Source organism: Ensifer sp. LC384, assembly GCF_001695865.1.
Classification (GTDB): Bacteria; Pseudomonadota; Alphaproteobacteria; order Rhizobiales; family Rhizobiaceae; genus Ensifer.
In genome coordinates this window covers 1-18,441 of the sequence record NZ_MBST01000020.1, presented here as the reverse complement: position 1 = coordinate 18,441, position 18,441 = coordinate 1, and the positions used below count along the sequence as shown (strand labels likewise).

14 protein-coding genes and 3 pseudogenes are annotated in these 18,441 nt (G+C 63.6%); all 17 read right to left on the bottom strand.

Translation table 11 applies throughout. The features are described 5' to 3' along the window. Nucleotides 1-34 precede the first annotated feature (34 nt). Nucleotides 35-1,291, bottom strand: a complete 1,257-nt coding sequence (locus BC363_RS16425; RefSeq protein WP_065785479.1) for an aminomethyltransferase family protein — start codon at nucleotides 1,289-1,291, stop codon at nucleotides 35-37. 291 nt (nucleotides 1,292-1,582) lie between these two features. Further along, nucleotides 1,583-2,473 (bottom strand): LysR family transcriptional regulator, encoded by an 891-nt coding sequence (locus BC363_RS16420; protein ID WP_065785480.1) that lies wholly within the window; start codon nucleotides 2,471-2,473, stop codon nucleotides 1,583-1,585. 596 nt (nucleotides 2,474-3,069) lie between these two features. Then, nucleotides 3,070-3,247, bottom strand: a pseudogene (locus BC363_RS35975) (DNA polymerase-like protein); the annotation flags it as partial. Nucleotides 3,248-3,330: 83 nt separating this feature from the next. Beyond that, on the bottom strand, nucleotides 3,331-4,503 hold the full coding sequence (argE, locus tag BC363_RS16410; RefSeq protein WP_065785482.1) for an acetylornithine deacetylase: 1,173 nt from the start codon (nucleotides 4,501-4,503) through the stop codon (nucleotides 3,331-3,333). Nucleotides 4,504-4,543: 40 nt separating this feature from the next. Beyond that, nucleotides 4,544-5,221, bottom strand: coding sequence for a DUF1028 domain-containing protein (locus BC363_RS16405; protein WP_065785483.1), 678 nt, complete (start codon nucleotides 5,219-5,221; stop codon nucleotides 4,544-4,546). Nucleotides 5,222-5,232: 11 nt separating this feature from the next. Next, nucleotides 5,233-5,655: a RidA family protein gene (locus tag BC363_RS16400; protein ID WP_065785484.1), complete on the bottom strand. Its 423-nt coding sequence runs from the start codon at nucleotides 5,653-5,655 to the stop codon at nucleotides 5,233-5,235. A gap of 117 nt (nucleotides 5,656-5,772) precedes the next feature. Next, nucleotides 5,773-6,012: pseudogene (locus tag BC363_RS16395) on the bottom strand (GMC oxidoreductase); the annotation flags it as partial. Nucleotides 6,013-6,044: 32 nt separating this feature from the next. Then, nucleotides 6,045-7,616, bottom strand: a pseudogene (locus BC363_RS16390) (amidohydrolase); the annotation flags it as partial. 55 nt (nucleotides 7,617-7,671) lie between these two features. After that, nucleotides 7,672-8,688 carry an extracellular solute-binding protein gene (locus BC363_RS16385; protein ID WP_065785487.1) on the bottom strand — a complete coding sequence of 339 codons (1,017 nt, stop codon included), beginning with the start codon at nucleotides 8,686-8,688 and terminating at the stop codon, nucleotides 7,672-7,674. A gap of 29 nt (nucleotides 8,689-8,717) precedes the next feature. After that, nucleotides 8,718-9,521: an ABC transporter permease gene (locus BC363_RS16380; protein ID WP_065785488.1), complete on the bottom strand. Its 804-nt coding sequence runs from the start codon at nucleotides 9,519-9,521 to the stop codon at nucleotides 8,718-8,720. Further along, a complete protein-coding gene (locus BC363_RS16375; RefSeq protein WP_202618574.1) occupies nucleotides 9,518-10,447 on the bottom strand; it encodes an ABC transporter permease in 930 nt (309 codons plus the stop codon). Before BC363_RS16375 ends, BC363_RS16380 begins: the two co-directional genes overlap by 4 nt. Next, nucleotides 10,444-11,517 (bottom strand): ABC transporter ATP-binding protein, encoded by a 1,074-nt coding sequence (locus BC363_RS16370; RefSeq protein WP_065785489.1) that lies wholly within the window; start codon nucleotides 11,515-11,517, stop codon nucleotides 10,444-10,446. The genes BC363_RS16375 and BC363_RS16370 overlap by 4 nt, the downstream gene beginning before the upstream one ends. Before the next feature lie 10 nt (nucleotides 11,518-11,527). Further along, complete coding sequence (locus BC363_RS16365; RefSeq protein ID WP_065785490.1) at nucleotides 11,528-13,609, bottom strand: FAD-dependent oxidoreductase; 2,082 nt, start codon at nucleotides 13,607-13,609, stop codon at nucleotides 11,528-11,530. A gap of 317 nt (nucleotides 13,610-13,926) precedes the next feature. Then, the gene (locus BC363_RS16360; protein ID WP_065785491.1) at nucleotides 13,927-15,408 is read right to left on the bottom strand and encodes an aldehyde dehydrogenase; all 1,482 of its coding nucleotides are present in this window, start codon (nucleotides 15,406-15,408) and stop codon (nucleotides 13,927-13,929) included. After that, nucleotides 15,405-16,364 (bottom strand): LysR family transcriptional regulator, encoded by a 960-nt coding sequence (locus BC363_RS16355; protein ID WP_065785495.1) that lies wholly within the window; start codon nucleotides 16,362-16,364, stop codon nucleotides 15,405-15,407. The genes BC363_RS16360 and BC363_RS16355 overlap by 4 nt, the downstream gene beginning before the upstream one ends. Nucleotides 16,365-16,515: 151 nt before the next feature. After that, nucleotides 16,516-17,772: an NAD(P)/FAD-dependent oxidoreductase gene (locus BC363_RS16350; protein WP_065785492.1), complete on the bottom strand. Its 1,257-nt coding sequence runs from the start codon at nucleotides 17,770-17,772 to the stop codon at nucleotides 16,516-16,518. Nucleotides 17,773-18,282: 510 nt separating this feature from the next. Next, the coding region (locus tag BC363_RS33525) for a 4Fe-4S dicluster domain-containing protein (RefSeq protein ID WP_141690345.1) at nucleotides 18,283-18,441 on the bottom strand (159 nt) is incomplete at its 5' end.

Here is an 18,441-nt window from a genome sequence, read left to right as displayed (position 1 = left end):
GCCCGACCGCTTCAGCAGTCGGGCATCTGGATACTCAGTTGCCGGCGGAACGGCGCAAGGAGAGGAATGGCAGGGCAACGACCCGGGCGGCAACGTCGATCGCCGTTACGCCATCGTCCCAGCGTAGGCTCACCTGCGTCCCCACCTCCCCGAATGCCTGTCGCAGGTGGCCAAAACCGATCAGCTTGCGGAGCGTGGGCGACCAGGCAACGCTGCTGGCGTGACCGATCTCGACCGAGCCATCAAAGACGGGCACCGGATACCATCGCACACGCCGAAGGTTGCCGGGTTCCGCGGTTTCCAGCCCAGTGCCGGAGAGTTGCTTCCAATCGATTTCCAGTCCCACGAGCTGACGGTGTTCGCCGTCGTTCGACATGCGCTCCAACGCAGCCCGGCCAAGAAAATCCGGCTTTTTGAAATCGACCAGCCGGCCGAGACCGAGGTCAAATGGCGAGGCACGGAACCTGCCTGCCGCCTGAATGCCGGCACCCCCATGGTCAGGCCCGGCGCTGGTGTAGTCGTAGCCGACGATCAGCAGGCCCGCCTCGAGCCGTGCAACGTCGAGTGCCCAGGCGCCCGCCGGACGAATGCCAAAGGATCGACCTGCGTCCTCGACCGCGTCCCAGATGCACGGTGCGTCGTCTGCCTTAACCCAGAGCTCGTAACCGTGTTCGCCGGTGAAGCCTTGACGCAGGATTTCGACGTGCTTTCCCGCAATGCTCACGACTGCCAGTCGCGAGAAGGGTAGTTCTTGAAAGCCCGACTGTGTGGCCGCCTCGAGGACTTCGCGCGAGCGGGGACCCTGAAGGGTGAGAATTCCATAGGTGTCGGTGATATCGGTCACCTGGACGTCGAGGCCCTCGGCATGCCGCTTCCACCAGGCAAAGCCCGGGTCGGCCGAGATGCGGAACGTGTTCTCGTCCATTCGGAAGATGAGGCCGTCGCCAACGACATGGCCGTTTTCGTCACACCAGGGCGCGTAGTAGATCTGCCCGACCTGGAGCTTCTTGATGTCGCGCGGGATCAGTTTGTCCATCATCGCTTCGGCGTCAGGACCTGAGATCACATATTTCGACAGGGGCGACATGTCGCCCATCGCGACCGCGGTACGAATTGCCGCAAGCTCCTCGACCATATCGGAATAGGCATCGACGACCATGTTCCGATCCCAGCGCATCCAAAGCGCATTCTGGTTCAGGGGAGCCGTCCGTTCGACGAAAGGCGTTCCGCGAAATGCAACACGTGCTCCCTGGGCCGCCGTCAGCCCAGTCGTGAATTTGATGTCATCCATTGATACGCCCTCTCCTTCGTCGCCGCTCATTCGAAGATGAACTCCGTAAGTGCACTGGCGGCTGCCTATCTGAACTGGAGGAAAGCTTTTCATGGAGGGACGAAAGCAGGAATGCCTGTCGTTGCGAACGACATACCCACAGTTCACGCGCTCGGCATCGTTGTGAGATGTTTGCGAGAAGAAGCGTCTTGACGAGGGTTGCGTCGGCGCGACAACGGCCGGGACTGGTTGCCGTCTGCGCAGGAATTCAGCCGAGCGCGGCGATAAGCTAGGACCGCCGAGCAGAGCCGCTCATCTGGCCGGCCGCGCCAGCGAGCGGGCAATGTCGATGATGTCGTTTCTGAACGCGGTCGGGTCTTCCTTGCTCCAGGCGACACCAAGCCCGATCTTGAGATCGACACCGCGCACGGGCCTGAGCTCGAAGTTGCTGTTCGGGAGGTCCTTCGTCCATTCCGGCGCAAAGCCGATGCCGAGGCCGGCTGAAACCAGTGACACCAGCGAGAAGGTGTCGTCGCAGCTGTAGGCGATGTTGCCGGTGAGACCATGGGTCTCGAACATCTCGGAGAAATAGCGCTCCGAGTAGGAAAGATTCTGACGGGAAAAGGCGATGATCTTCTCCGAGCGAAGATCATCGATATCGATCTCGCTTCGGAGCGCCAGCGAGTTCGTCTTTTCGACCGCCAGCAGATAGCGCTCATACGCGATCGAGAAGAAGCGCAAGGAGCCGATGTTTTCGACCGGGCGGATGAAGCCGAGATTGATCTGGCCGTTCTCGATGGAGCGGATGATGTCGCTGGTCGAGCCGCTCCGCACATGCAGGGCAACATCGGGAAACTTCCGGCCGATGCGAGAAAGAAACGCCGGCAACACCCCTGTGGTTGCCGGATAAACGGTTCCGATCTTGATCGTTCGCGCCGCCTTGCCGGCCACCGACCGCGCCATCTCGGCAGACAGTCCGACATCGCCAATGATCCGGATCGCGCGATCGTAGAAAACCTCCCCTGCCCGCGTCAGCTCGACCCGGCGCGTCGACCGCTCAAGCAGCCGCACCCCCAGCTCCTTCTCCAGCGCCTGGATATGGGAACTCAACGCCGGCTGGGCAATGCACATCCGCGCGGCTGCCCGATGGAAGTACAGCTCCTCGGCCACCGCAACGAAGTAGGACAGCTGACGCAGTTCCATGGCGACGCTCCGATGTTCGGAAGAGCAAGTGTCAGGGCGCAGGGCGGAATACGCCCTGCGAACAACGCGGAATCGTTGAAGGAGATATCGATGCAGTGTATCTATATAGTGTCTGGGCGTTTATCAATACCATGTATCGAAATAAATACGAGGTCGCCGTGAATCCTGCTCAAGCCCGTGCTGCGCGTGCCATTCTAAAACTCGGCGTACGGGAGGTCGCGGAACTGGCTAAAGTCACCGCGAATACAGTCAGCCGGGTTGAGCAGGACGAGGCTGGCCCAAGGGGCCCTCAGCCTGTCACAGTTGAAGCGATCAAACGCGTCTACGAAGCTCGAGGGGTCATCTTCTTCGAGAGCGGTCCTGGGCCTGACGGCGGTCCTGGAGTGCGATTGGCAAACCGCTGACATGGCTCGGTCAGCCGGGTCCTTGGACCAATGGTGCCATTCCAGTCGATCCATTATGCGATGCTAGAAGCACAAAATGAGAACATTTTCTCTACTTGGGCTGTTTGTTTTGAGGCGTAGCAATCTGTTTGCGCCGTAGATGCCGAGGGCCCGCGGAGAAGCATCCCAATCGTGCCCGCCCCGAGCACGACCTTTCGCCCAGGCGACAAAATTGGCAATGCCGATATCGTCCTCGACGGTAAAAAACATCACACCCTTGGCCAAGCCAGGGCGTTAGCGGAACGAAGACGAGACCGGGGATTTCCCACCACGTGCCATCGCGTGCTGGTATCGCCTCGGCACCGGTTACGATGCGCCGGCGATTGAGCCCGCGGAAACGACGGCGTGTGGCTGCGTCACGGCCCCCTTTGCCCGAAACTGAAAACAATCACGCCAAACTGTGCATGACACTCGTTAGACGTTCCAGAGGCCCGTTCTCAGTTCATCGATCAACCGCGCCAGCATTCTGTCGCACCGTCCGAGCTGATCAACGCTGACGAATTCGTCGGGCTTGTGCCCCTGATCCATGAAACCAGGACCGCAGATCGCGGTGGAGATGCCGAACGCCTGATTGAAGAGCCCACCCTCAGTGCCGAAGGCAACCTTGAGCGTGGGTCCGTCATCGCCGAGAAGCAGCCGCAAGAGACGCACCGCCGGCGCGTCGGCGCCAGAGTTGAGGCCGGGATAACCGGACACGGGCTCGATCTCGATACAGGCCATCGGAAACCGGTTGCGATAGGGCGCGGCGATGGTCTGGGCATCGGATTGGATGGCGGCGAGGATGTCGCGCGGATCGTCCTCGGCGATGTTGCGGATTTCGAAATCGATCTCGCAGCGGTTGGGCACGATGTTGAGCGCCGTGCCGCCGCGCACCATGCCGGCATGGATGGTGGAATAGGGAATGTCGTAGTCAGCGTCTGTGGCCCCCTGGAAGGCCAGTCCCTCCTGACGGGTCTTTAGGGCGGTGATGAAGGCGGCGCCAAGATGCAGCGCGTTCAGCGCATTGGGGGCCAGCGCCGAATGCCCTTCCAGCCCGTAACAGCAAGCGCGCAGCGCCAGCTTGCCCTTGTGGCCGGTGGCGATCCGCATGCCCGTGGGCTCGCCGACGATACAAAGCGCCGGCCGCGCCGACCGCGCCGCAAGTTCGTCGATCATGCCGCGCACGCCGATGCAGCCGATTTCCTCGTCATAGGAGAGAGCCAGATGCAGCGGGCGCTTCAGAAGCTTGTCGGAGGCAACGAGGACGGCGCGCACCGCCGCTGCGACGAACCCTTTCATATCGGCCGTACCGCGCCCGTAGAACCGTCCGTCCCGCTCGGACAGCGTGAAAGGGTCGCCACTCCAGTCCTGCCCCTCGACGGGCACGACGTCCGTATGACCCGAGAGCACCACGCCGCCCGGCCCGTCGGGCCCGATGGTCGCCCAGAGATTGGCCCGGCTGCCGTCCGGGTGGGTGAAACGCTCTATGCGGGCGCCGGCCGGCCGAAGCAAGCTTTCGACATAGTCCAGCAGGGCGAGGTTCGAGGCGCGCGAGACCGTCGGCTCGGCGACGAGCCGAGCGAGGATGTCCGGTGTCGACGGGATCATGCGCCAGTCCGCCGTGCGAGGTTCGGCATCGTCCCGCTCCTCAAAGATCGCCCGGCACGCCGTAGCTCGGCGCTTGCGTGGGGTCGAGCGCGCGCGTGACGTAAGCGTCCATCTCCGAGCGCCAGCGCGCCCAGAGCGTGGCGCATTCCTCGATGGGGTCGCCTTCGGTCCAATCGATGCGCAGATCCGCGACGTTCCACGAGACCTTATCCACCATGACAAGTCCCATGGAGTGGACGGGGCCTTCCTCACCGCCGGCCGCAACTGCGGCCCGCATGGCGGCAATCAGCCGGTCGCCGAGATGCTTGCCCTTCGTGGCTTCGAAGGCTTCGACCATTTTTTGCGGGATGCCCGTCGTCGTCAGCATGTTGCCGGCGGCCACGACATTGTCACCCTGCCCGACCGCATGGGAGCCGAGGGTCTTGGCGCCCGAATAGGCCGCCGTCCGACCCGCGGCGTCGACGAGGGCGAGCTGGCGGTATTCGATATGCGGAGCTTCCGCGACGAGACGTGCGAGCGCGGCTTCGGCGGAAAGGCCGCTCGCCATCAGTTCGAGGCCCTGCGGGCCAAGGCGGGGATCGGTGACGTTCTGCGTCGAGACGGCGCCGACGCCTGCGCGCACATGGGCGCAGCGCGCCGCAACGCTCGGCGAGGAGGAGGAGACGGCGATGCCGAACATGCCGGTGTCGGCACAGCGGCCGGAAACGGAAAAGGTCATGACGCCCTCCGTCAAGCTTGGTCGGGGATGACGGCGGTCGCCTCGATCTCGACCAGCCATTCCGGCCGGGCGAGCGCCGAGACGACGAGGCCCGTCGAAACCGGAAACACGCCCTTCAGATACTTGCCCATCTCCTGATAGACGTCCTCGCGGTAGCGGATGTCAATGAGGTAGACGACGACGCGGCAGATGTGGCTGAGGTCCGAACCCGCCTCTTCCAGAAGCATCTTGATGTTTTCCATGGCCTTACGAGCCTGCGCGGCCGCATCGCCGATATGCAGGCTCTCGCGCGTGTCGAGATCCTGCGAGATCTGCCCGCGCACGAAAACCGTCGCGCCGCGCGCCACCACGGCCTGGCAGAGATCGTTGTTCAGCTTCTGCTCGGGATAGGTGTCCTTGGTGTTGAAGGGGCGGATGCGGGTATGCACGGGCATGTCTGTCTCCTGGTGCGCAAGGTGGGGTCGGACGCGGATACTAGCGGGCCGCCGACCGGCGGTTAAAGTCGTTTTTGCCGAGCCCGTGCTTTGGAAAAAGCTACGCGCCGGCCGGGGTCAAAGACCAGCGCGCGCCGCCGGTCGCAGCATCGCGCGGGCGCATTTCTCGCCAATCATCATCGACGGCGCATTTGTGTTGCCGGCGATCAGTGTCGGCATGACCGGGGCGTCTGTGACGCGCAGGCCCTCAATCGCGAGCACCTTCATCGAGACGGGATCGACGACGACCATGGCGTCGCGGCCCATCCTTGCCGTCACGACCTGCCGTCATGGGTGATTCTGCCGCCACAGACTGTCAGTGCCACGCGGGCGGCGTCCTCGGCCTCGGCAAGGCCCTCCAGCGCGCCGTCGATCAGCACCAGGTCGGCGTCAAAGCCGGGTTTTAGCTGGCCGCGGCTGTCTTCGGCGAAGTCTGCATAGGCACCGCCGGCGGTGTAGGCGAGCAGGCATTCGTCGAGGCTGATGCGCTGGTCGGGTATGTCGGTGGCCCAGGGTTTCCGTGTCTGGGCGCAATGGATCGCGTAGAGCGGCGAGAGGGGCGACACCGGCCAGTCCGTGCCGAAGGCAAGCGGCACACCGCGGTCGCGGATCATCCGCCAGGGGAAGGCGGTTGGCCAGCGGTCGCGGCCCATGATCGTGGTCGTGGGTTCGAGCGGCAGGCCGGCAGAGCCCGGCGGATGCACCGGCTGCATGGAGGCAACGATGCCGAGCGGCTTCAGTCGGTCGAGGTCTTCGGGCGCGATCGTGTCGATATGCTCGATGCGGTGGCGGGCGTCGCGAGCGCCATTCGCCGTGCGGGCGGCCTCGTAGCCGTCGATGGTCGCGCGCACCGCACCGTCGCCGACGGCATGGGTCGCGACCTGGAGGCCACGGCGGTCGGCTTCGATGCACATGGCGTTGAAGATGTCGGGTGCGATCAACGGCTCGGAGCAGAAGCCGGGTCGGTCGGGATAGTCGCTCACAGTCAGTGCCGTCCAGGTGTCGTAGACGCCATCCATGAACAGCTTGATACGGCCGAAACGCAGCCAGCCCGGTACGTCGGGACCGAAGTCGTCGATCTGCGCGATGCCCTGGGGGCCGTGGCGCTGCTCCAGCCGGAGCGGCAGGCTCACGCGGACCGGCATCTCGCCGGCGAGCGCCAGATCACGCAGGAGGCCCGCCTGATAGGCATTGCCGTCCATGTTGACGGCGCTGGCAATGCCGTTTTGGGCGCAATAGTCGCCGGCTCTGCGGATCAGCCGCTTGTCGTGAGTGCGATCTTCCTCCGAGACCTTGCCGCCTTCGTAGTGGAGGCCGTCGCGCCCCTTGAGACGGGAAAGCATCTGCACGCGGTTCATAGCGGCAAATTCGCGCAGCTCGCCATTGGCAAACCCGTCGTCGCCCATGACCACCTCCGCGCCCGGTCCGACATCCGCCCCCTGGAGGATGCCGGCCAGCTCCAGCGCGCGGGTGTTGGCCCAGGCGCAATGCAGGTCCGTCGACAGGAGGCAGAGGGGGCGGTCGGCGATGATCGCGTCGAGAAGGTGGCGGTCGGGCCTGTGGTTTTCGCCGAAAATCACGTAGTTGACGGCATAGCCGAAGAGGATGTCGTCACCGGGGTTGGCGGCGGCGAAGCCGAGAAGGGCGTCGCGGGTCGCCTCGAAGCCGAAAGTTGGCCCGAGGTTGAGCATGGTAAGCGTCGCCCCGCCCATGAAGAGGTGCAGGTGGCTTTCGACGAAGCCCGGCAGCAATTCGCGTCCACCCGCATCGATCACGTGGGTGGTGGTGCCGGCATGAGCGCGGATGGTCTCATCCGTGCCGAGTGCCAGGATCCTCCCCTCGGCAACGGCGATGGCGGTCGTTCCCGCGGGCGCGAAAATCGCGCGCACGCGGGCGTTCACGATGATGAGATCGGCTGGCATCGGCGGCTCCCTACCAAATGAGAGGAAGCGGGGGCAAAGAGCCCCCGCGACGGTTTTACTGGAGGAGCTGGGTCCACACGCGGGTAACGAGATCCTGCGCGGCGGGCGAGCAGGTGCGCGAGAAGACGATTGGTACTTCCGGATAGAGCTCCGGCGCGTTTTCCTTTTTGTAGACGACCTTTTCCTGCACCAGTTTCATGGGCGACGAATGAGCATAGAAGTTCATTTGTTCGGTGGCGTTTTCCGGTTGGGAAATGAACTCGATGAACTTGATCGCATTGTCGCGGTTTGGCGCGCCCTTCGGGATCACCATGCTGTCGAGCCAGCCGACCATGCCCTCCTTGGTCATGGCGAGGGCGAAGGGCGATCCCTTGGTTCGAGCCTTCAGTTCCTCGCCGTCCCACCAGAAGTGAGCAGCGACTTCGCCCGAGGCGAGGCGGCTTGGAATGTTGTCGGACGAATAGACCGCCACCGACGGCTTCTGTGCCATCAGGAGGTCCAGCACCTTCTTCATCTCCGCCTGGTCTTCGGTGCAGAAGGGTATGCCGAGATAGAGCTGGGCCGCGCCAATCACCTCGTCGGGATAGGAGAGCATGGCGATCTTGCCCTTCAGCTCGCCGTCAGGCTCGAAGAAATGTTTGAAGCTGTCGGTCGGGCCTTTGTATTGCTCGGTGTTCACGACGAAGCCGGCGGTGCCGTAGGCGATCGGGATCGAGTACTCCTGCTTCTCGTCCCACCACTGATTGCGCCAGCGCGCTTCGATGTTCTCGTACGCCTTCAGCGTGTTGGCCCCGTAGTTCTCGACCAAACCCTCGTCGATCATGACGCGCAGGAAGTGCTGGGAGGGCGTGGCGATGTCATAGCCGGAGGAGCCGGCCTGCAGCTTGGTCAGGAGGTCTTCGTTCGAGGTGTAGCCGTCGACATTGACCTTGACGTCATACTCCTTGGCGAATTTCTCGATCACGACGGGTGAGATTGAATCAGCCCAGACATAGAGATTGAGCTGTCCCTCGGCCTGGGCAGCGGTGGCGAAGCAAAGCGCGAGGGTGGTGGCGGTCAGGTATTTGTTCATGTGCTGTTCCTCTCTTCGTTGTTTTTGGTTCAGGCATTGTCGCGGCTGCCTCGCGTCGCGACCAGAAGGGCCACGGTAGCAAGGACCAGCGAGGCAAGGATCAGGAGCGTGGCGATCGCATTCAGTTCCGGCGAGGTACCGCTGCGAATGAGCGAAAAGATGTAGACTGGCAGCGTCGTCGTGCCGCCCGTCGACAACAGGTTCGAGGTGATGAAGTCGTCCATCGAGATCAGGAAGGCGAGCATCGCTCCGGAAAAGACGCCAGGAAAGATGAGGGGCAGTGTCACGCGCCGGAACGTCGTCCAGCGGTCAGCATAGAGATCGGCGCTCGCCTCTTCGAAATCCAGCGACATGCCCTGCAGGCGCGCGCGGATCGGCAGGAAGGCGAAGGGCGTGCAGAAGGCGGAGTGGGCGATGGTCAGCCGGATCACGCCATTCTGCACGTCGATCAGCGAGAAGAGGATCAGCGTGGCGACGGCCAGCACGATTTCCGGCAGGAGCAGCGGCAGGTTTACGATGGTTTCCGAGAGCTTGCGGAAGCGGACGTTCTTGCCGCGGATGATGGCAAGCGCAGCACAAAGCGCGACAAGAGTACAGACGACGGTTGCGATGGCGGCCACCGTCAGCGAGGTTTTCAGCGCGTTTAACAGCGCCGTGTTTCTCAGCGCCGAGGAATACCACTGAAGCGAGAAATGCGTCCAGACGCCGGCGATGTTGTTGGCGTTGAAGGAGTAGATCACGACGACGGCCAGCGGTGCATAAAGGTAGATGAAGAACAGCACCGACAGCGGACCAAGGCCGGGATATCGTTTAACGTCGTGGCGAGTGCTCATAGCGCGACCTCCCGGCGGGCAGCGCGTAGCGCTGTAAAGATCAGAACGATCATGACGAGTGCCATCAGCGTCATGGCGATGGCTGCGCCGAAGGGCCAGTTGCGGCCACCTCCGAACTGGAGTTGGATCAGCGTTCCCATCATCATCTGCTTGCCGCCCCCCATCAGCGAGGGCTCCAGAACCGCGCCGAGCGAAGGCACGAAGACGAGGATGGCGCCGGCGACGATGCCGGGAGCCGTCAGCGGCAGGATCACCCGGCGCAGCGTCACCCAGCGGCTGCCGTAAAGGTCGTGCGAGGCTTCGATCAGCGTGCCGTCGAGCTTCTCGATGGAGGCAAAGACTGGCAGCACCATCAACGGCATGGCGGTGTAGACCATTGCCGTCAACGTCGCCCCGTCGTTGAACATGAAGCTCGTGCCAGCGGGAAAGCCGAGATATTCGAGCAGGCGCGGCAGCGTGCCGTCCTTGCCGAGGATGATCATCCAGGCATAGACCCGCAGGATCATCGAGGCCCAGAAGGGCAAAGTCACCAGATAGACCAGCGCCGCCTTACGGCCCGGCGGCTGACGCGAGATGAAATAGGCAACGGGCACCGCGAAGAGCAGACAGATCAGTGTCGTCGCGCCGGCCAGCAGGAAGGTGCGGACAATGATCAAGAGGTATTGCGGGGTGAATTCCAGCTCGCCCGTCCAGCCCTCGTTGAAGAGGATCTGGCGGTAGCCGGCGAGGTTGAAATCCCACGCGAAGCCGCCATGCGCGCCACGTGTCGCGACGGAAACGGCGGCGATGATGAAGATGGGCAGGATCAGCGCAAAACCCATCAGCAGCCGGGACGGCAGCAGGCCCCAGAAGGAAAGATCATGCCAGAAACGGACGCGAGGCACGCGGTCCGCTTCGGCGGCGACATGGAGGACGCTGTCGGTCATGCCGCAAGCACCCGCGCAGAACCCGCGACGAAGCCCACCGGAACGGTCGCGCCAAGCGGGATGGTGTCCCCCTCACGCGAGGCGTTGCGACGGGAGGCGCGCAGCTCGGTTCCCGCAACGTCCAGCGTGTAGTGGGTATAGCCACCCATGTAGTTCTTGTTGGTGATGCGGCCCTCGAAAACGACACCTTGCGCCTGGTCGCCGAGGTTGATCTTCTCCGGACGCACCGAAAGGGTCGCGCGACCCTTGGCGGCATGGCCGGTTGCGGGAACGGTGAGCGCAACGCCGAAGGGCGTGCGGATGGTCGCCTGTCCGGCCGCGGTTTCGACCACGTCCACATCAAGGAAATTCGTCTCGCCGACGAAATCGGCGACGAACCGGTTGACGGGCTCCTCGTAGATCTCCGTCGGGGTGCCGATCTGCTGCACCTCGCCGCCGCCGAGCACAGCGATGCGGTCCGACATATCGAGCGCCTCCTCCTGGTCATGGGTCACGAACACGAAGGTGATACCGGTGTCGCGTTGCAGAGTGCGCAACTCATCGCGCATTGCCTGCCGGAGTTTCAGGTCGAGCGCGGAAAGCGGCTCGTCGAGCAGCAGAACCTCCGGCTCGGGTGCCAAAGCGCGGGCGAGCGCGATGCGCTGACGCTGGCCGCCGGAAAGCTGGGCGGGTTTGCGCTTTGCCATCTGGCTCATGTGCACCCGTTCCAGCATCTCGCCGACACGATTGCGGATGCGCGCCCGGTCCCAGCCGAGGTTTTCGAGCCCGTAAGCGACGTTCTGCTCCAGCGTCATGTGCGGGAAGAGCGCATAGCTCTGGAAGACCGTGTTGACGCGGCGCTTGTGCGGCGGGATGGCAACCACCTCGCTGCCGTTCAGCAAGATGGAGCCGCTGTTCGGGCTTTCGAACCCGGCCAGCATCCGCAGCAGCGTGGTCTTGCCGCAACCAGAGGGGCCGAGCATCGTAAAGAACTCGTTGCTGCCGATGTTGAAGCTGACCGACTTCAGCGCCTGATAGGCTCCGAAATACTTCGAGACCGACTTTACTTCGATGGCTTTGGACTGGTTCATCCGCATTTCCTCACATCGGCTCGAGTTGGGTGACTTCGCGGCGGAACGGCAGGGCATCGCCGATATCCGGCGTATCCAGTTCCCGCGCATAGCGGTGGCCGGCATAGGTCGCCCAGGCGATCGGCGCGGGCGCGGCCGCATCGCCGATGATTTTGACGCTCTTGATGCCGGCATCGGCCCAGTCGTCCTGCCGGGCCAGAAGGTCGTTATAGAGCGCATCGTCGGACATGCGCGAGCCAACCAGGACGACCGCGTCGCAGCTGACCGCGCTGCGGCGGCCGGTATAGGTGCAGTTGGTCTCGACCTCGCCAGCGCGGATAGCGGTGACGCCGCGGTTGAGGCGAATATCGACGCCGAGATCGTCGAGGCGCACGTGGATCGCGCCCTGTTCCAGCGTGTTGCGCGTCCAATCCGAGACATAGGCCGAGGGCGTGACGAGGATGACCTTGGCGCCGGCCTTCGCCATCACCTCAGCCATCACGCCGCCCATGTAATAGTGGTCGTCATCATAGACCACGACGGTCTTGCCGGCGAGGTTTTCCGGGTGCTTGTTCGCCATGATGTCGTCCGGCGTCCAGAGCGTCATTGCCCCATCGATTGGCATCGGCACGACATGCTGGCGGGCAACGCCGTCGCGGCGCCAGTGTGAGCCGGTGGCGATCGCGACATGCTCGAAGCCGAAGGCGAGCACATCCTCGGCGGTCAGCCGGCTGTCGAAATAGGTCTCGACATTTGTGCGCTGGCTGATCTGGTACTGGCGGTAATCAACCACCCGGCCCCAGGCGGAAAGGCCGGGCAGAAGGCGTTCGCGCGCCACGCGGCCGCCCAGTGTCGTGGTGGCTTCGGCGAGCGTCACGTCATAGCCGCGCAGCGAGAGGGCACGGGTAGCCTCCAGTCCGGCCGGGCCGGCGCCGACGACGAGCACCGTCTGGCTCTCGCCTTTCGCGTTCATGCGTTCCGGGTGCCAGCCCTTGCGCCACTCCTCCATGAAGGTCGGGTTCTGTGTGCAGCGGCTGATCGACATGGTCATGTCGCCGGTGATGCACATATTGCAGCCGATGCACTCACGGATGTCCTCGATCCGGCCTTCCTCGATCTTCTTCGGCAGGAAGGGATCGGCGATGGACGGACGGGCGCAGCCGATCAGATCGAGAACGCCCTGACGCACCATGCGCGCCATCACGTCCGGCGAGGTGAAGCGGCCGACGCCGACCACCGGCTTCGACGAGAGCTCGCGAATGCCCTTGACGAGAAGCTCCTGCGCGCCCTCCTCCTTGAAGCGCGAGGGGCCGGAACAGTCTTCCCAGGCACCGTGCGCCAAGTCCCAGAGGTCAGGCAGGTCGGCGTTCATCTCGACGAATTCGCGCACCTCGGCATTGGAGAAGCCGAGCTCGCCAATCGTCTCGTCGAGGCTGATGCGCATGGTGATCGCCGTCGTATCGCCCACGGCCTCGCGGATACCGGCCACCACCTCGCGTGCAAAGCGCGAGCGGTTTTCGAGACTCCCGCCGTATTCGTCGGTGCGCTGGTTGGTGGCGCGCGACAGGAAATGCTGGAAAATGCCGAAGCCGTGCGCGCCGTAAAGACAGATGAGGTCGAAACCGGCCATCTTCGAGCGCTTCGCGGCGTTGACGAACCAGCGGCGCAGATTTTTGATGTCCGTGAGATCCAGCGCGCGGGCCTGCACCGGATCGTTGGTGAAGGTGCGGATCGGCAGGGCCGAGGGCGCGAGCGGCACTTCCTTCGTGTAGAAATTCGGACCGTTGATACCGGAATAGGCGAGCTGGATGCCTGCGAGCGCGCCATGCACTTTCATGGCGTCGGACATGCGGCGCAGGCCGGGAATGTCCTTGTCCTCCCAAAGCCGCAGCTCGATGAAGGGCGTAATCTCCGAGGTGTGGTGCATCTCGGTCTGCTCGGTGAAGATGACGCCCCAGCCGCCCTCGGACTTGATGCCGCGCATGGCCGCGGCTGCGGAGGGGTCGCGGTAACCGCCGCCGTTGCAATGCGGCACCTGGTAGAACCGGTTCTTCGCGACGTGGGGACCGATTGGGACGGGCTCGAACAGAATGTCGTATTTGCTGTCGCGCATAGGGGGCACTCTCAATGCTCCTGTAGAGGATTATATCGACTATTGGATTTGACGAACCGCAATCCGTAAATGACACGTTCTGGAAACATGGATTAGGTTCAGGCTAAGCAGCGACCGCCGTGTGGCGACATTGCAAATTCAATCTCCGCGCGAAAGTGCAGCTGCACCAGAGCATCTGGAGGATTTCCTGTTTATTTTCAGATGCTTATGGAGGGACCGACGCCAGTCACCGTTCGCGAGGAAATACGCATTCGGTAACCGGCGCCTTCGATGGTTGAAATCCCCGGCGGCGCGCCGCAGCCAGAGCGGGCGGATGCCTAGTATTTCACCCAAACAGTTTTCAGCGCGCAGTACTTGTCGAAGCTGTGAAGCGAGAGGTCGCGGCCGAAACCGGACTGCTTCATGCCGCCGAAGGGCGTCATGGTGGAGAGCGCATCGACGGTGTTGACCGAGACCGTGCCCGCATGGAGGCGGTCCGAAACGGAGAGCGCCCGTGACAGATCCCGTGTCCAGACGGAGGCGGCCAGGCCGTATTCGCTATCGTTGGCAACCCGCAGCGCCTCCTCGTCGTTATCGAAGGGCGTAATCGCGAGCACGGGGCCGAAAATCTCCTCCCGCGCGATGCGGGCATCCGGCGACACCTCGTTGAAGATGGTCGGCTGGATGTAGCAGTCCGAGCCGTCGCGGGTCTCGCGATTGCCGCCATATGCCAGCCGGCCTTCCGAGCGGCCGATGTCGATATAGCTTGCCACGCGGTCGGCATGGGTCTTCTCGACCATCGGCCCCATGCGGGTGACGGGGTCGAGCGGATCGCCGAGCGGCCAGGCGGCGGCGGCCTCGATCAGCTTCTGGGTGAATTCCTCCTGCACGGAGCGGTGCACCAGCAGGCGCGAATTGGCCGAGCAGACCTCGCCGGAATTGAACAGGATGCCGAAGGCCGCCATCTCGGCCGCCTTGTCGAGATCGGCATCGGCGAAGACGAGGTTCGGCGATTTGCCGCCGGTCTCCAGCCACACCTGCTTCATGTTGCTTTCGCCGGCGTAGGTCATAAAGAGCTTGCCGACCTTGGTCGAGCCGGTGAAGACCAGCGCGTCGACATCCGGATGGAGGCCAAGGGCACGGCCGGCGTCTTCGCCGAAGCCGGGCACCACGTTGAGCACGCCGTCCGGCAGGCCGGCCTCGGAAGCGAGTTCCGCCAGCATAAGGGCGGAAAGCGGCGACTGTTCGGCCGGCTTCAGCACGACAGAATTGCCGGTGGCGAGCGCGGGCGCGAGTTTCCAGGTTGCCATGTCCAGCGGAAAGTTCCACGGCACGACGGCGCCGATGACGCCGAGCGGCACGCGGCGGATCATGGCGAGATCCCCGCGGCCGGTGGGCGCGATCTCGTCATAGAGCTTGTCGATGGCCTCCGCATGCCATTCGAAGAAGTGCGCCGAGCCGGGCGCGTCGATGGTGGAGCTGTCGCTGATCGGCTTGCCGATATCGAGCGTGTCGAGCAGGGCGAGTTCCGGCACGTTTTCGCGAATGAGGGCGGCAAGCCTCAGGAGCACCGCCTTGCGCTCCGCCGGCGATTTGCCCGACCAGCGGCCGTCATTGAAGGCGCGGCGGGCCGAAGTGACGGCGGCGTCGATGTCTTCCGCGGTGCCGCGGGCGACGTCCGTCAGCACCTGCGCGTTGGCGGGGTTCACGGTTTCGAACCGCCCGCCCTTCGCCGCCTTGCGAAAACCGCCGTCGATATAGAGGCCGTTGCGGAATTTCATGCTCGCGGCGCGGGCGCGCCAGTCGGTGGTCGTGGTCATGAACTGCCTTTCTGTTCTCGGGGGACGTCGGCGGAAACCGGCAGGTCCATGACCATGTCGCCGATCTTTTCGCCGCAGAAATCGATGAAGCGCCGCACGGTGAGCGCCGGGCTCGCCCCGCCCATGGCGAGTATGCCCATGCGCATGGGACGGAGGTTCCCGGTGAGCGGTACGAAGGCCAGCTTGTTGCCGTCGGGCGCATAGGCGGAGACCGGCCTTATGTTGGCGATGGAATAGCCGAACCGGTTGGCGACCATGGCGCGCATCACGGACATGTCGCGCGTGCGCTCGACAATGTGCGGCGTCAGGCCCGCATCGCGGAAAAGTGAGAGGAAGTAGGCCGAGCTGTGCGGCAGGTCGAGCAGGATCATCGGGTGGGAGGCGAGATCCTCCACCGTCACTTCGCGGCGGCCCGCAAGCGGGTGATCCACGTGCAGCACGGCATAGGGCGGCAGCACGGCAAGCTGGTGGAACGTTATGTCGGCGGGAATGTCGAGGTCGTAGCTGAGCGCGATGTCGAAGCGCGCCATGCGTAACCCTTCGAGAATGCTGGCTTGGTCGCGCTCGTACTGGAAGAAATCAACGTCCGGATAGGCGTCGGAAAAGGCACGGCGCAGCGCCGGGATAACGGCCTGCGCGAAGGTGACGAGGCAGGCGACGTGCAGCGGTCCGCGCACCTGCCCGGTCAACTCATTGGAAAGCGCATTGAGCTTGGCCGCCTCGGAAAGGATTTGCCGCGCCTGGTCGACGAAGCTGCGGCCGGCCTGCGTCAGCGAAAGGCCGTGCGCATGCCGGCGCACGAAAAGGGTGATGCCGAATTCCTTTTCGAGTTGGGAGACCGCCGCCGAAACCGAGGGTGCGGACACATTCACCCGTTCGGCCGCCTCCGTGACGGAGCCGTATTCCCCGACAGCGACGAGATATTCCAATTGGCGAAGGGTGAAGCGCAGAACCATATCTGTATCCTTTTTTGTCCGCCAATTAAGGAACAGATTCGAACGCGCGAAAAGGGCATCGTCATCAGGGCTGTGGATGACATTGCCGCCGGGGCTCGGGTTTCGGATCATGGCATGCTCGCTTCCTCCGTGCGGGCGCCGGCGCAGCCTCTCAGGAGGCCGCGGCTGCAGTATCGGCCGTCTGCCCGCTCCGGTTCTCGGCGATGTAGCCCGCGAGGTAATCCGCATCGTGCCAGACGCCCCAGATGAAGGACGAGGCGCGGCGCGACAGCCAGGGAAGGCCGACGAAGAAGAGGCCTGGCACCCTGGAGACGCCGCGCTCGTGCACCGGCCGTCCCTTTTCGTCGAAGGCATCAAGCCGCGCCCAGCTGTAGTCGACCGTATAGCCCGTCGCCCAGATGATGGACGTGATACCAGCCCCCTTCAGGTTCAACGAAAGGATGGGATCGGTCATGCAAAGCGGATCGGGTTCCTTCCGGCGGGCTTCGGGATCTTCGGGCAGATCGAGATTATTTTTCGCGGCATAGTCGTCGGCGCGATCGAGCAGGGAGAGGTAGTTGGCATCGCCCAGCGCGATGTTCGTTGCGAGGTCTGGCGCAATGTGCAACACACCGTTTTCAAAGGTATCGGCCCGGCCGAGCAGTGCCATGCCGCATGCGCCGAGACGGCGGAAGTCGACGGTCTGCCCGCCATAGGCGCCGCTGACGGCGATGGTGACATGTTCCGTATTGGGGGCCGGCACCTTGAGGTCCCAGATCCCGAGTACGCCCAGCCACCAGCAGAAATCCTTGCCGCGATAGCGCCGCGGCGGCCGATCGTGCGGGCCGATGGAGAGATAGACGCGTTTGCCCGCGCGCAGCAACTCGTCGGCGATCTGTGTGCCGGAGGAGCCGGCGCCCACCACCAGCACCGAACCCTCGGGCAACTGACCCGGATTGCGGTAGGCGTTGGAATGAATTTGCAGAAGGCCCTCCTCCGCCGGCACGAGGGCCGGCATGGTGGGACGCTGGAAGGCGCCGGTGGCGGAAACCACGTTCTTCGCCTCGATCACGCCCGCCGTTGTCTCGACGCGGAAAGTGTCGCCCTCCTTGCGAACACTCTTGACCTCGACGCCGGTACGGATCGGCGCCTCGATCTTCTGCGCGTAGGCGACGAAGTAATCGGCGACCTGTTCCTTCGGGACGAAGGCGTCGTCGTCGACGCTGGGAAAGGTCATGCCGGGAAAGCGGTCGTGCCAGGCGGGGCCGTTGGCGACGAGGGAATCCCAGCGCGCGGTGCGCCAGCTCTCAGCGATGCGGTTCTTTTCGAGCACCAGATGGGGCATGCCGCGCTTGCCGAGATGTTCGCTCATCGCTACGCCTGCCTGACCGGCGCCGATGACGAGCGTATCCACTTTTTCCACTGACATGCCGCATCCTCTTTTGCTTCGACGGAGGGTCGGCCCCTGCGGCCGATCCTGCCGATTGGTGTAAAGGAGGGCGGAATTGCCCGACATAAGAGTTTGATTCAGCGCTGATTAGGCGGTCGCTAAATGCCGCGTGACGGGAGCTGCCCGACTACCAAAAACCGCGGGCCCAGCGTGAACTTCGGAAATGCGATCAAGAGAGCGATGGCGTGCCGTCACCCGTACCGTCGTAACCGCCGACAGCACCTTTCAGGTGATCCGCTCATTGGTCGTGTGTGGAATACAGCTCCGCTACAGGCGGCAATCACGTCAGACAGGCGATTACAATCCTCAGGCGCCGCAAATTCGAGGAGGTCGAGTTCGTCGATGACGATAAAACAGCGCGACGCGCTGCTCGTGCCGAGCCGAACGCTGCAGCCGTCTGTTCGATATCCCATTGCCGCGTCAGCTGACTGCCGGTCGGCCTGTGATGCCAAAGTGGCATGGCCTGCGCATAAGTAGGCAAGGGTGGGATTACATGTTCGGATAGACCGGGCCCTCACCGCCTTGTGGTGGCACCCAGTTGATGTTCTGGTTCGGGTCCTTGATGTCGCAGGTCTTGCAGTGCACGCAGTTCTGGGCGTTGATGACGAAGACCGGCTTGCCGTCCTTCTCCACCCACTCATAGACCCC

Excerpts from the sequence above, each read along its gene's own strand:
- BC363_RS16420 (WP_065785480.1), bottom strand. The coding sequence starts at position 2,473 with ATGGAACTGCGTCAGCTGTCCTACTTCGTTGCGGTGGCCGAGGAGCTG.
- BC363_RS16370 (WP_065785489.1), bottom strand. The coding sequence starts at position 11,517 with ATGAACCAGTCCAAAGCCATCGAAGTAAAGTCGGTCTCGAAGTATTTC.
- BC363_RS16380 (WP_065785488.1), bottom strand. The coding sequence starts at position 9,521 with ATGAGCACTCGCCACGACGTTAAACGATATCCCGGCCTTGGTCCGCTG.
- BC363_RS16360 (WP_065785491.1), bottom strand. The coding sequence starts at position 15,408 with ATGACCACGACCACCGACTGGCGCGCCCGCGCCGCGAGCATGAAATTC.
- BC363_RS16375 (WP_202618574.1), bottom strand. The coding sequence starts at position 10,447 with ATGACCGACAGCGTCCTCCATGTCGCCGCCGAAGCGGACCGCGTGCCT.
- argE (WP_065785482.1), bottom strand. The coding sequence starts at position 4,503 with ATGATCCCGTCGACACCGGACATCCTCGCTCGGCTCGTCGCCGAGCCG.
- BC363_RS16425 (WP_065785479.1), bottom strand. The coding sequence starts at position 1,291 with ATGGATGACATCAAATTCACGACTGGGCTGACGGCGGCCCAGGGAGCA.
- BC363_RS16365 (WP_065785490.1), bottom strand. The coding sequence starts at position 13,609 with ATGCGCGACAGCAAATACGACATTCTGTTCGAGCCCGTCCCAATCGGT.
- BC363_RS16350 (WP_065785492.1), bottom strand. The coding sequence starts at position 17,772 with ATGTCAGTGGAAAAAGTGGATACGCTCGTCATCGGCGCCGGTCAGGCA.
- BC363_RS16385 (WP_065785487.1), bottom strand. The coding sequence starts at position 8,688 with ATGAACAAATACCTGACCGCCACCACCCTCGCGCTTTGCTTCGCCACC.
- BC363_RS16400 (WP_065785484.1), bottom strand. The coding sequence starts at position 5,655 with ATGCCCGTGCATACCCGCATCCGCCCCTTCAACACCAAGGACACCTAT.
- BC363_RS16355 (WP_065785495.1), bottom strand. The coding sequence starts at position 16,364 with ATGGTTCTGCGCTTCACCCTTCGCCAATTGGAATATCTCGTCGCTGTC.
- BC363_RS16405 (WP_065785483.1), bottom strand. The coding sequence starts at position 5,221 with ATGACCTTTTCCGTTTCCGGCCGCTGTGCCGACACCGGCATGTTCGGC.